Source organism: Frigoribacterium sp. PvP032, from assembly GCF_017833035.1.
Lineage (GTDB): Bacteria > Actinomycetota > Actinomycetes > Actinomycetales > Microbacteriaceae > Frigoribacterium.
In genome coordinates this window covers 1,702,100-1,713,847 of the sequence record NZ_JAFIBM010000001.1, presented here as the reverse complement: position 1 = coordinate 1,713,847, position 11,748 = coordinate 1,702,100, and the positions used below count along the sequence as shown (strand labels likewise).

Annotated in this window: 13 protein-coding genes; 1 reads left to right on the top strand and 12 read right to left on the bottom strand. The window is 69.3% G+C overall.

Features of this window, described 5'->3' with window-relative positions:
* Nucleotides 1-37: 37 nt before the first annotated feature.
* The 3 genes from JOE35_RS07915 to JOE35_RS16085 form a co-directional block, all read right to left on the bottom strand.
* Nucleotides 38-1,468: a serine/threonine-protein kinase gene (locus JOE35_RS07915; protein WP_209560635.1), complete on the bottom strand. Its 1,431-nt coding sequence runs from the start codon at nt 1,466-1,468 to the stop codon at nt 38-40.
* Between the two features lie 184 nt (nt 1,469-1,652).
* A complete protein-coding gene (locus JOE35_RS16090; protein WP_209560634.1) occupies nt 1,653-2,453 on the bottom strand; it encodes a PP2C family serine/threonine-protein phosphatase in 801 nt (266 codons plus the stop codon).
* The gene (locus tag JOE35_RS16085; RefSeq protein ID WP_209560633.1) at nt 2,450-3,043 is read right to left on the bottom strand and encodes an FHA domain-containing protein; all 594 of its coding nucleotides are present in this window, start codon (nt 3,041-3,043) and stop codon (nt 2,450-2,452) included. Before JOE35_RS16085 ends, JOE35_RS16090 begins: the two co-directional genes overlap by 4 nt.
* A 219-nt stretch (nt 3,044-3,262) precedes the next feature.
* Here JOE35_RS16085 and JOE35_RS07900 point away from each other — a divergent pair, with 219 nt between their 5' ends.
* Nucleotides 3,263-3,823, top strand: coding sequence for a methylated-DNA--[protein]-cysteine S-methyltransferase (locus JOE35_RS07900; RefSeq protein ID WP_245186072.1), 561 nt, complete (start codon nt 3,263-3,265; stop codon nt 3,821-3,823).
* On the opposite strand, the gene JOE35_RS07895 is transcribed toward JOE35_RS07900, so the two are convergent.
* The 9 genes from JOE35_RS07895 to atpB all read right to left on the bottom strand — a co-directional run bounded on the left by JOE35_RS07895 (nt 3,793) and on the right by atpB (nt 11,515).
* The gene (locus JOE35_RS07895) at nt 3,793-4,593 is read right to left on the bottom strand and encodes a YaaA family protein (RefSeq protein WP_209560632.1); all 801 of its coding nucleotides are present in this window, start codon (nt 4,591-4,593) and stop codon (nt 3,793-3,795) included. The genes JOE35_RS07900 and JOE35_RS07895 overlap by 31 nt on opposite strands.
* A gap of 29 nt (nt 4,594-4,622) precedes the next feature.
* Complete coding sequence (locus JOE35_RS07890) at nt 4,623-4,883, bottom strand: F0F1 ATP synthase subunit epsilon (RefSeq protein WP_123546308.1); 261 nt, start codon at nt 4,881-4,883, stop codon at nt 4,623-4,625.
* Between the two features lie 2 nt (nt 4,884-4,885).
* Entirely contained in the window at nt 4,886-6,346 is a 1,461-nt protein-coding gene (gene atpD / locus JOE35_RS07885) for a F0F1 ATP synthase subunit beta (RefSeq protein WP_209560631.1), read from the bottom strand.
* Nucleotides 6,347-6,385: 39 nt separating this feature from the next.
* A complete protein-coding gene (locus JOE35_RS07880; protein WP_209560630.1) occupies nt 6,386-7,285 on the bottom strand; it encodes a F0F1 ATP synthase subunit gamma in 900 nt (299 codons plus the stop codon).
* 44 nt (nt 7,286-7,329) lie between these two features.
* Nucleotides 7,330-8,967 (bottom strand): F0F1 ATP synthase subunit alpha, encoded by a 1,638-nt coding sequence (gene atpA / locus JOE35_RS07875; RefSeq protein WP_209560629.1) that lies wholly within the window; start codon nt 8,965-8,967, stop codon nt 7,330-7,332.
* A 58-nt stretch (nt 8,968-9,025) separates the two neighbouring features.
* Nucleotides 9,026-9,820: a F0F1 ATP synthase subunit delta gene (locus JOE35_RS07870; protein ID WP_209560628.1), complete on the bottom strand. Its 795-nt coding sequence runs from the start codon at nt 9,818-9,820 to the stop codon at nt 9,026-9,028.
* 2 nt (nt 9,821-9,822) lie between these two features.
* A complete protein-coding gene (locus tag JOE35_RS07865; RefSeq protein WP_209560627.1) occupies nt 9,823-10,383 on the bottom strand; it encodes a F0F1 ATP synthase subunit B in 561 nt (186 codons plus the stop codon).
* Nucleotides 10,384-10,403: 20 nt separating this feature from the next.
* On the bottom strand, nt 10,404-10,637 hold the full coding sequence (atpE, locus tag JOE35_RS07860) for an ATP synthase F0 subunit C (RefSeq protein ID WP_043594505.1): 234 nt from the start codon (nt 10,635-10,637) through the stop codon (nt 10,404-10,406).
* A 71-nt stretch (nt 10,638-10,708) separates the two neighbouring features.
* Nucleotides 10,709-11,515 (bottom strand): F0F1 ATP synthase subunit A, encoded by an 807-nt coding sequence (gene atpB / locus JOE35_RS07855; RefSeq protein ID WP_123546319.1) that lies wholly within the window; start codon nt 11,513-11,515, stop codon nt 10,709-10,711.
* Between the last annotated feature and the right edge of the window lie 233 nt (nt 11,516-11,748).

Here is an 11,748-nt window from a genome sequence, read left to right as displayed (position 1 = left end):
GCGGACCGTCGAGACCGAGCCCAGGCGCCGAGGCGCGTCACTCGTCGCCCCCGGCCACGACGCACTGCTCTCTGCTGGGCTCGCCGCTCTGGCCGGCACGGTTGACGCTCACCGTGATGCAGAGCTGCTCGCCCGTCTCGGAGGCGCTGGCGACGAACCGGTTCGAGGTCTGCTGGCTCGTGTCGGAGCCGGTCGAGATGATGTACGCGTCGCCGGAGCGCAGGCCGGGATCGCTCCACGTGAACACGACCGACGACCCCTCGGCCGCGGCCGTGATCTCGGTGACACGCGGGATCTCGGTCGACGTGGCCCGGACGAGGACGAGGGTGGCTGTCGCGCCGAGGCCGATGGCGACGACGGCCGCGGCGACCAGGGACCACACGAGCACGAGGGCCCCGCGGCTGCGGGGTGCAGGCCGGGTGCCCGTGCTGCGGGGAACAGCCCTGCTGTGGCCGAGTCCCGAGCCGTGGACGGCGGCGGCCTGGGCCTCCGTCACGCGACGCCGACGGCGGCGTCGGCGGGTCGACTGCACAGGCGCGGCGCCGCGCAGTCGCGTCCTGTCCTCGAGGTCGGCCACCGTCGCGAGGGCCCAGTCGTCGACCGCGACCTCGATGGGCGTCTGCCCCACGCCGAGCTCGGACTCGACCTGCTGGAGCTCCCGGAGGAGCTCGAGGACGCTCGCCTGCCGCTGTTCCGGTCGACGTGACATCGCCCGCGCCAGGATGCGCTCGAGGCTCGCGGGGACGTCGGTGCGGCCGGTCGGCACGAGCTTGGCCTTGTCGATGCGGCCGATCAGGTCGGAGGCGCCGTTCTTGTCGCTGCCGAGGATCTCGAACGGACTGCGGCCGGCGAGGAGCGAGTAGACGGTCGCGCCCAGGGACCAGACCTCGGACTCGATCGTCCCGTTCGTCTCGTCGAGGAGCACCTCGGGCGCCGACCACGGGATCGACATGCCCACGGCCTCCTGCGGCTCGCTCTCGCTGAGGGAGGCGGCGATGCCGAAGTCGGACAGGACGGGATGCCCGTAGGCGGTCATGAGGATGTTGGAGGGCTTGACGTCCCGGTGGAGCACGCCCTGACGATGGGCTGTCTCGACGGCGCTGCCGATCTTGACGCCGATGCGCAGCACGTCCGCGACGGGGATGCGGTCGCGCCGGTAGCGCTCGCTGAGGGACGACGAGCAGAGCTCCATGACGAGGTACGGACGACCGTCGGCGGAGACGCTCGCCTGGTAGACGGTGAGGATCGAGGGATGCGCGCTGAGCTGGGCCATGAGGTTGGCCTCGGCCTGGAACATCTGACGGACCTGGTCGTTGACGACCTCGCTCAGCATGACCTTGACCGCGACCTGTCGCCTCGGCATGTTCTGCTCGTAGAGGAACACGTCGGCGAACCCGCCGGACCCGAGCACGTGGACGTGCGAGAAGCCGGGCAGCACCGGCGGCGGCGACGGCAGTCGTCGAGCCACGTCACCCTCCTCGGCAGTCGTCGGCAAGCGCCCACGAAGGGCGCGCCGACGCCTTGTCGGCCTTGGGCCATTGTAGGTCGGGCCCTCGGGGCCCGTGCCCCGTTCGGCACGGACGGGGGACGTCCGACACTCCCCCACTTCGGGGGAGGAAGCAGGCCCCGACGCCTGTGGACGAGGGCCCCTGCTACGCCTCGGCCGGCTCGCCCTCTGTACCCCGGACGTCGACCACGACGGCCGTCACGTTGTCGCGCCCGCCGGCCTCGACTGCCGCCCGTACGAGAGCCGACGCGGCAGCGTGCGACTCCGGCTGAGCGGCGAGCACCCGCTCGATGTCGCCGCCGGACAGCTCCTTCGTCAGCCCGTCGGAGCACACGAGGAGGCGCAGGCCGGCACGGGCAGGGACCCGCCAGTAGTCGGGACGCTGGTCGACGTCGAACCCGACCGCCCTCGTGATCACGTTGCTGTCAGGGTGCGACTCGGCGTCCTCCGCGCGGAGCAGGCCCGCGTCGACCATCTCCTGGACGACGGAGTGGTCGACGGTGACCTGCCGCAGGGCGCCGTCCGCCACGAGGTACACGCGCGAGTCGCCGACGTTGAAGACGGTGAACTCGGTCTCGCCCTCGGCCTCGCCGACGGAGAGGAACACGCCGGTCGCGGTCGTCCCGACGCCGAGCTCGGTCTCCGCCGCGGCCACGGCGATGTCCGCGGTGGCCCGTCGCAGCGCCTCCTCGAGCTCGTCCGTGCTCAGGCGGTCCCCGACCGCCGCCTCCGCGACCCGCCGGACGACCGCGTCGCTGGCGACGTCGCCGGCGCTGTGCCCGCCCATGCCGTCGGCGACGACGAAGACCGGGGCGTCGGCGACGTAGCTGTCCTCGTTGTGCGCGCGGCGGAGGCCCACGTCGGTGACGCCGGCCCAGTCGATGGTGAGGCCGGTCGTGCCGGAGGCGAGGGGATGGGCTGTCGTGGGGCGGCCGAGCTCTGTCACGGGCGAGGTTCTTCCTGGGCTGCGGGTCGGGGAGGCGGGAGGATCTCGATGAGGTTGCCGTCGCCGACGTCCACTATGGTCCCTGCCAGCGCCACGGACGACTCGCCCTGCCGGAGAGTCACGGGAAGGCGGCCGGGCATCGTCACGACCGTGCCGTTCGTCGAGCGCAGGTCGGTGACCACGACGGTCGCGCCCACCTGCTCGACCCGGACGTGGCTGCCCGACACCTCGCCCGTCGGCGAGAGCACGGCGACGAGGACGACGGCGGGCCCCGAGACGACGCGCGGGGCACTCGGACGCCGGCCGATCACTAGGGGAGCGTCGAGGCGGTGGGTGCCGACGCCGAGGCGGACGGAGTGCACGCGACGCGACGCGACTGCGTGAGGCACCACCGGCGCGGGTGCCGCTCCGGCGGCCGGGACGCGGGAGACGGCGCGGGGCCGGACGATCGTGTCGTCGTCCGGGACCCTCGACCCGGCCCTGGGCACCACCAGGACGGTCTCGTCCAGTCCGTCGGTCTCGTCCAGTCCGTCGGGCTCGTCCAGTCCGTCGGGCTCGTCCCGCCGGTCGTCCATCTCGGGTCGGGTCACAGGGTCCTCCCGGGGGCGGTGGTCGAGGAGGCGCGGCACGCCTCACCGCAACGCTACCGGTCGCCTGCACCCCGGCACCCGTCCCCCAGTCGTCTCGTCTCGTCTCGACTCCCGGAGTTCCGCGACGTGCTCCCTCCCCCGGCACAGAGCTTCCGTCGCCGTCCACAGGCGCGACCAGCAGCGGGGCCCGTCCAGGAAGGGCCTCCGTACCGTGGCCCCATGCCCGACCTCGCCCTCGTTCCCCCGTTGCCGCCGGGGCTGCGCGACGACCCGGACGACGTGCGGTTCGTGCGCCTCCACTCCCCCGTCGGCCGGATCGAGATCCACAGCAGGCTCGACGCTGTCGAGCGCGTCGTCGTCGACGACGGCCAGGGCCTGCCGCACGACGGCCGGGTCGAGCACCCGGACGACCTGCTCGAGGCTGCCCGACGCCAGGTGCACGACTACTTCGACGGGCGTCGCCGCCAGTTCGATCTGCCGATCAGGCCGATCGGCACGCCCTTCCAGCTCTCCGTCTGGTCCGCGTTGGCGGCGGTCCCCTGGGGGCTCACGACCACGTACGGACGACTCGGAGGCGTCGTGGGGAGTCCGCAGGCCGGGCGGGCCGTGGGCGGCGCGGTCGCGTCCAACCCCCTGCCGTTGCTGGTCCCGTGCCATCGTGTGCTGGGCCGCACCGGCGGCGTGACGGGCTACACGGTCGGTCGTGGCGTGCCCACCAAGCAGTGGCTGCTCCGCCACGAGGGGATCGTCTACAGGGTCGGGCCGGTACCGGTCACCTGACGGGCGACGCCGAGCAACGACTCGGAGACGAGCGCGAGCTCGCCCCCGACGGACGGCTCGAGGAGGATCCCTGCCCACCTGGCCCATTCGAGCAGGTCGTCCAGGTCGACGAGCTCAGGGCGATCTTCGAGGAGGCGACGGACCAGCAGCCCCTTCGACTTCTTGTTGAAGTGGTTCAGGGCACGCCGCCGCCCGGCGGCGTCGGACACGACGCGGACGAACGCCGATCCGGGACGCGGCGCCGGACCGAGCGCGACGTAGCCCTCCGATCGGAGGTCGACGACGAACTCCCCCTCGTCGACGACCTCGGCCAGGAGGGACGCGACGGGCGCCGACCAGGTCGACTTGAGGGACGCCTCCGGCAGCCGGGAATCGTGTGACAGCCGATACGCCGGGATGGGATCCCCGGCACGGACCAGGCCGAACAACGCCGAGTGGACGGCGATGTGCCGGTGGGCCCAACGCCAGCCCGACTCGTCGAGCTCGGCGACCCCCACGGGGTCGAACAGGACGCCGGTGTAGCGGGCGAGGGCAGGCAGCGTCGGTGACGACTCGACGGCCAGGTTGCGATCGACCTCCCCGGCGAGACGCGGCCCGAGCTTGAGCGCCGACATGGCCGCCTCCCGGTCGGACGACAACGCGAGGAGGCGGGATGTCACGTCACGGCGCACGTCGCCCAGCTGGGAGAACGACAGGGCAGTCAGATCGAGCCCGGACGTGCCGCTGCCCCCGTCGAGTTTCGTCTCGGACGGGGGCAGCAGGAACAGCACGGTGGATCAGGCGGAGGAACGAACGAGGATCAGGCCAGCTGCGCGTTGCGCGCGACGACCGTGACCGTGTCGTTCTCGACGGAGAGGAACCCGTCGTCGGCGGTCGCCTCGACGGTCGAGCCGTCGGTCAGGCGGACGCGGACCTTGCCCGTGGCCAGGATCGCCAGGAGAGGCTCGTGACCCGGCAGGATCCCGATCTCACCCTCGGCGGTGCGGGCGACGATGGACGACGCCTCGCCCGACCACACCTCGTGGTCGGCCGAGACGACGCTCACGGTGAGAGCAGCCACGATCAGCCGTTCTCCTTCTGGATCTGAGCCCACTTCTCTTCGACGTCGGAGATCGAGCCGACGTTGAAGAAGGCCTGCGTGGCGACGTGGTCGAACTCGCCGTCCGCGATGGCCGTGAAGGACTCGATGGTCTCCTTGAGGGGGACCGTGGAGCCTTCGACACCCGTGAACTTCTTGGCCATGTAGGTGTTCTGCGACAGGAACTGCTGGATCCGGCGCGCACGCGCGACCGTGATCTTGTCCTCCTCGGAGAGTTCGTCGACACCGAGGATGGCGATGATCTCCTGCAGTTCCTTGTTCTTCTGCAGGATCGCCTTGACCCGGATGGCCGTGTTGTAGTGCGCCTCGCCCAGGTAACGGGGGTCGAGGATGCGGCTGGTCGAGGTCAGCGGGTCGATCGCCGGGTACAGGCCCTGCGACGCGATCTCGCGCGACAGCTCCGTGGTGGCGTCGAGGTGCGCGAACGTCGTGGCGGGCGCCGGGTCGGTGTAGTCGTCGGCCGGCACGTAGATCGCCTGCAGCGAGGTGATCGAGTGGCCACGCGTCGAGGTGATGCGCTCCTGGAGCACGCCCATCTCGTCGGCGAGGTTCGGCTGGTACCCCACGGCGGACGGCATGCGGCCGAGCAGGGTCGAGACCTCGGAACCGGCCTGCGTGAAGCGGAAGATGTTGTCGATGAAGAGCAGGACGTCCTGCTTCTGCACGTCGCGGAAGTACTCCGCCATCGTCAGCGCCGACAGTGCCACGCGGAGGCGCGTCCCCGGCGGCTCGTCCATCTGGCCGAACACGAGGGCGGTCTTGTCGAACACCCCGGCCTCGTCCATCTCGGCGATGAGGTCGTTGCCCTCACGGGTGCGCTCACCGACGCCGGCGAACACGGACACTCCGCCGTGGTCCTGCGCGACGCGCTGGATCATCTCCTGGATGAGGACCGTCTTGCCGACGCCCGCACCGCCGAAGAGACCGATCTTGCCGCCCTGCACGTAGGGCGTGAGGAGGTCGATCGACTTGATGCCCGTCTCGAAGAGCTGCGTCTTCGACTCGAGCTGGTCGAACGCCGGGGGCTTGCGGTGGATCGGCCAGCGCTCGGTGATCTCCACCTGCTCGTTGCCCTCGAGGTTCAGGATCTCGCCGGTGACGCTGAAGACCTTGCCCTTGGTGACGTCGCCGACGGGCACCGAGATCGGCGCACCGGTGTCGGTGACCTCCTGGCCACGGACGAGACCGTCGGTGGGCTTGAGGGCGATGGCACGGACCAGGTCGTCGCCGAGGTGCTGCGCGACCTCGAGGGTCAGCTCGCTCGTCGTCTCGCCGATGGTGATCGTCGTGTGGAGGGCGTTGTACACGCCGGGGATGGCGTCGTGCGGGAACTCGATGTCGACGACGGGGCCCGTGACCCGGGCGACTCGCCCGACGCCGGGAGCCGACTCGGTCGCGACCGGCGCGGTTGCGGTGTCAGTCATGGCTTCTCTCTCTTCGGATGGTGATGCTGGAGGGCAGATCTACTTGGCCGAGCTGAGGGCGTCTGCGCCGCCCACGATCTCGGAGATCTGCTGCGTGATCTCGGCCTGGCGAGCGTTGTTCGCCAGGCGGGTGAAGTCCCGGATGAGGGTGTCCGCGTTGTCGCTGGCGGCCTTCATGGCCTTCTGGCGAGCAGCGTGCTCGGACGCAGCCGACTGCAGCATCGCGTTGAAGATGCGGCTCTCGATGTAGACCGGCAGGAGCGAGTCCAGCACCTCGGTGGCGTCGGGCTCGAAGTCGTAGAGCGGAAGGATCTCGTCGTCAGCGGGTGCCTCGACGCCCTCCACGACCTCGAGAGGCAGCAACCGGACGACCTCGGGCACCTGGCTGACCATGTTGACGAAGCGGTTGTAGACGATGTGGATCTCGTCGACGCCCCCCTCGGACGCATCCGTGAGGAACTTCGCCACGACCGCGTCGCCGATCTCCTTCGCCGTGGCGAACTCTGGCTGGTCGGTGTTGCCCGTCCAGATCTGCTCCGAGTCGCGCTTTCGGAACGCGAAGTAGTTCTGCGCCTTGCGACCGACGAGGTAGAACACGACGTCCTTGCCCTGGCCGCGCAGGAGCGTCGCGAGCTGCTCGGCCTCCTTCAGCGTGTTGGAGCTGAAGGCGCCGTTCAGGCCCCGGTCGGACGTGAACACCACGACCGCCGCGCGCTCGACCATGGCCGGCTCGGTGGTGAGGATGTGGTCGACGTCCGAGAACGTGGCCACGGCCGAGACCGCACGCGTGATGGCTCGCGAGTACGGCCCGGACGCCTTCATCCTCGCCTGCGCCTTCTGGATGCGCGAGGCGGAGATGAGCTCCATCGCCCGCGTGACCTTCTTCGTGGTCTGCGCGGAGCGGATCCTCTGGCGGTAGACCCGTAGTTGGGCTCCCATGACTCTCCTGTTGTCTCGTCAGTCGTGATCGTCGGTCGAGCGCGTCAGCGCTTGGCCTTGACGATCTTCTCCTGGTTGACGTCGGCGGCGTCGGTGGCCTCGAACTTCTCGGTGCCGACCGAGGCGAGCGGCTTGCCCTCGCCCGTCTGGAACTCCTGCTTGAAGGCGTCGACGCCGGCGTCGAGCGCCGAGACGATGTCGTCGGAGAGGACGTTCTTCTCACGGAGGTCCGACAGCACCGAGGTGTTGCGGCCGAGGTAGTCGAGCAGCTCGCGCTCGAAACGGAGCACGTCGGGCACGGGGACCTCGTCGAGCTTGCCGTTCGTGCCGGCCCAGATCGAGACGACCTGGTCCTCGACGGGATACGGCGAGTACTGGGGCTGCTTGAGCAGCTCAGTGAGGCGCGCACCACGGGCGAGCTGACGACGGCTGGCCGCGTCGAGGTCGGACGCGAACATCGCGAACGCCTCGAGCGAGCGGTACTGGGCCAGCTCGAGCTTGAGCGTGCCGGAGACCTTCTTGATCGACTTCAGCTGTGCGTCGCCGCCGACTCGTGAGACCGAGATGCCGACGTCGACCGCAGGACGCTGGTTCGCGTTGAAGAGGTCGGACTGCAGGAAGATCTGCCCGTCGGTGATCGAGATCACGTTCGTCGGGATGTAGGCCGACACGTCGTTCGCCTTGGTCTCGATGATCGGCAGACCGGTCATCGAGCCGGCGCCGAGCTCGTCGGACAGCTTCGCGCAGCGCTCGAGCAGACGCGAGTGCAGGTAGAACACGTCGCCGGGGTACGCCTCGCGGCCCGGCGGGCGACGCAGGAGGAGCGACACGGCACGGTAGGCCTCGGCCTGCTTCGACAGGTCGTCGAAGATGATGAGGACGTGCTTGCCGCCGTACATCCAGTGCTGGCCGATGGCCGAGCCGGTGTAGGGGGCGAGGTACTTGAAGCCGGCGGGGTCGGAGGCCGGAGCAGCGACGATCGTCGTGTACTCCATGGCGCCGGACTCTTCGAGGGCGCCCTTCACGGACGCGATCGTCGAGCCCTTCTGCCCGATGGCCACGTAGATGCAGCGGACCTGCTTGTCGACGTCGCCCGACTCCCAGTTGGCCTTCTGGTTGATGATCGTGTCGATGGCGATGGCCGTCTTGCCGGTCTGGCGGTCGCCGATGATCAGCTGACGCTGGCCACGGCCGACCGGGATCATGGCGTCGATGGCCTTGATGCCGGTCTGCATGGGCTCGTGCACCGACTTGCGCTGCATGACGCCAGGGGCCTGGAGCTCGAGAGCACGACGACCCTCGTTCGCGATCTCGCCGAGACCGTCGATGGGCGCGCCCAGCGGGTCGACGACACGGCCGAGGAAGCCGTCGCCGACGGGGACGGAGAGGACCTCGCCGGTGCGGGTCACCTCCATGCCCTCCTCGATGCCGGAGAACTCACCGAGCACGATCGTGCCGATCTCGTCCTCGTCGAGGTTCTGGGCGAGACCCTGTGTGCCGTCAGCGAAGCGGATGAGCTCGTTGGCCATGACGCCGGGGAGACCCTGGACGTGCGCGATGCCGTCGGCGGCGTCCGTGACGTAGCCGACCTCGGTCGTCGAGGCCTTGGACGGGTCGTACGACGACACGAAGTCCTTCAGCGCATCGCGGATCTCATCGGGGCTGATCTTGATGTCTGCCATTGTGATTCCTATTCGTAGCGAGGCTTCAGGATGCCTCGAGTCTGTGTGGGGTGCGTGCCTAGCCGGCGAGCTGGAGGCGGAGCGCGCTGAGCTTGGTGGCGACGGTCCCGTCGATGACCTCGTCGCCGACCTGGACGCGGAGCCCGCCGATGACGGCAGGGTCGACGACCTGGTTGATGCGGAGGCTACGCCCGAACTGCCGGGACAGACCCTGCTCGAGACGGGCCGCGTGGGCGTCGTCGAGGACGCGGGCGGTAGTGACCGTGGCGACGAGCTGGTCCGACTGGTCGGACACGATCTCGGCTGCGGTGCGCAGGAGTTCACCGATCCGTCGGCCGCGCGGCTGACGGACGAGGTGGCTGACGATGGTGATCGTCTGCTCGCTCGCGCGGCCGGAGAGGAGGCGCAGCACGAGTCCGGCCTTGGCCTCGGGGTCGCTCAACTTGGTGCCGATGGCGAGCTCGAGGGACGAGTCGGAGCGGACGGCTGCGTCGAACGCGAACAGCTCGTTCGCGATCGAGGTGCCGTCGACCATGGTGGAGGCCACGGCACGGATGCCGATCTCTTCCATGCCCGCGAGGAGGTCGCGCTTCGAGGACCAGCGTCGACCGACCACGGAGAGGACCAGGGCCCGCGCCGATCCGGTGAACGCGCCGAAGACGCGGTCGACGAGCTGCTTCTTCGTGGCAGCGTCGACGGCGGGGTCTGCGAAGTAGGCCTGCAGCTGGACGTTGCCGCCGATGACACGACCTGCGTCGAGCACCTGCTGGCCCGTGGTCAGGTCTGCAGCAGCGCCGAGGTCGGCGAGGGTGGACCTCGCCGACCCGAGCGCCTCGCGGGACATGGAGCCCATCGTCAGCGGCCCGCCTTCGAGTTCTGGTCCGCCTCGAGGTCGGCCAGGAACCGGTCGACGACGGCGGACGCCTTGGCGTCGTCCGTCAGCGACTCGCCGATGACGCCCGACGCGAGGTCGATGGCCAGCGAGCCCACCTCGGCACGGAGCGACGCGACGGCAGCTGCACGCTCGGCCTCGATCTGGACGTGGGCGTTCGCGGTGACGCGATCGGCCTCGGCCTGGGCCTGCTGCTTGAGATCCGCGAGGATCTCGGCGCCCTCGGCGCGAGCGGCCTCACGGATGCGAGCCGCCTCGGCGCGGGCGTCGGCCAGCTGCTTCTTGTACTCGTCGAGGGCCTTCGCCGCCTCGGCCTGAGCGGCCTCGGCGTGGGCGATGCCGCCTTCGATGCGCTCGGCACGCTCGTCGAGGATCTTGCGGAACCTCGGGATCGCGAAGATCCCGAAGAACGCGGCGATGACCACGAAGACGACGAGAGACCAGAGGATGTCGTAACCGGCGGGGAAGAAGACGGCCGCCCCTTCGGGAGCACCGCCCTCGGCCGCGAGGATCGTCTCGATCATCGGTGTGTCGTCCTAACTGATCAGGAGAAGATGAAGCCGGCAGCGAGGCCGATGAAGCCCAGCAGCTCGGTGAACGCGATGCCGAGGAACATCGTGACCTGGAGGCGGCCGGCCAGCTCGGGCTGACGTGCCATGGCCTCGACGGTCTTGCCCGCGACGATGCCGATGCCGATGCCGGGGCCGATCGCTGCGAGGCCGTAGCCGACGGTCGCGATGTTGCCGTTGATCTCAGCGAGGATCGTGGTGGTGTCCACTTGTGTTTCCTTCCGGTTGGGCGGGGCTCGTCAGGCGACGGGCCCCGTCGTTCTTAGTGTTCGTTCGACGCTCAGTGTTCGTTCGACGCGGCCTGTTGGATGTAGACCGAGGCGAGGAGCGTGAAGACGTAGGCCTGCAGCACGGCGACGGCCATCTCGACGATGGTCATGACGAACCCGCCGATGAGGGTCAAGGCGCCGAACGCCATGAACCCACCGCTCATGCTGAAGAAGAAGAAGTGCGTCGCGGCGAAGCAGAGCACGAGGAGGAGGTGGCCGACCATCATGTTCAGCAGCAGTCGAAGGGCCAGGGAGATCGGCCGCACGATGAAGATGTTGATGAACTCGATCGGCGTCAACAGGATGTACATGTACCACGGCACACCGGCCGGGAACAGCGCGTTCCGGAAGAAGGTCGCTCCGCCCACCTCGCGGAAGCCCGCGTAGATGAACATGACGTAGGCCACGACGCCGAGCAGCAGCGGCATGGCGACGACGGACGTGCCCGCGATGTTCAGACCGGGCACGATGCCGGTGATGTTCATCGCGAAGATGCCGAAGAACATCGCGGCCAGCAGGGGCAGGTACTTGCGGCCGAGCTTCTCGCCCAAGATCTCTTCGACGATCTGGACGCGGACGAAGTCGAGGCCGAGCTCGGCGATGCTCTGGCCGCGGGACGGCACGAGCCGCCCCTTGCGGAGGGCGAGCCAGAAGAGCAGCAACATGACGGCGATCGCGAAGAGGCGGACCAGCATGATGCGGTTCAGCTCGAAGGGAGTGCCTTCGAAGAAGATCGCGGACGGGAAGAACTCGTCAAGAGTCGGGGCGTGGAATCCCCCGTCTCCGTGGCCGGTCTCGGCAGCGGAGAGCAGGTTCACAGCGTTCGCTATCAGCGCTATCTCCTGTGTCGGGGCGAGCACCCTGAAGTGTCGCGACGATTGGTGGGGTTGTCATCCGAACCCGCAGAGAATCGCGGCCGGGGAACGGTCATGACTCTATCAAGGTATTCGCTGCTGGCACGAATCGACGGCGGTCTTTTCATGCCCTGCAAGGAACATGACCCGCGGGCCCTGTCACGCGGGCCGTGGACGGGCGCCGCACCGCGTGCCGA

What these genes read in the sequence shown, in the direction of transcription:
- JOE35_RS07900 (WP_245186072.1), top strand. Translation starts at nt 3,263, where the DNA reads ATGCCCGACCTCGCCCTCGTTCCCCCGTTGCCGCCGGGGCTGCGCGAC.
- atpD (WP_209560631.1), bottom strand. Translation starts at nt 6,346, where the DNA reads ATGACTGACACCGCAACCGCGCCGGTCGCGACCGAGTCGGCTCCCGGC.
- JOE35_RS07880 (WP_209560630.1), bottom strand. Translation starts at nt 7,285, where the DNA reads ATGGGAGCCCAACTACGGGTCTACCGCCAGAGGATCCGCTCCGCGCAG.
- atpA (WP_209560629.1), bottom strand. Translation starts at nt 8,967, where the DNA reads ATGGCAGACATCAAGATCAGCCCCGATGAGATCCGCGATGCGCTGAAG.
- JOE35_RS07870 (WP_209560628.1), bottom strand. Translation starts at nt 9,820, where the DNA reads ATGGGCTCCATGTCCCGCGAGGCGCTCGGGTCGGCGAGGTCCACCCTC.
- JOE35_RS07865 (WP_209560627.1), bottom strand. Translation starts at nt 10,383, where the DNA reads ATGATCGAGACGATCCTCGCGGCCGAGGGCGGTGCTCCCGAAGGGGCG.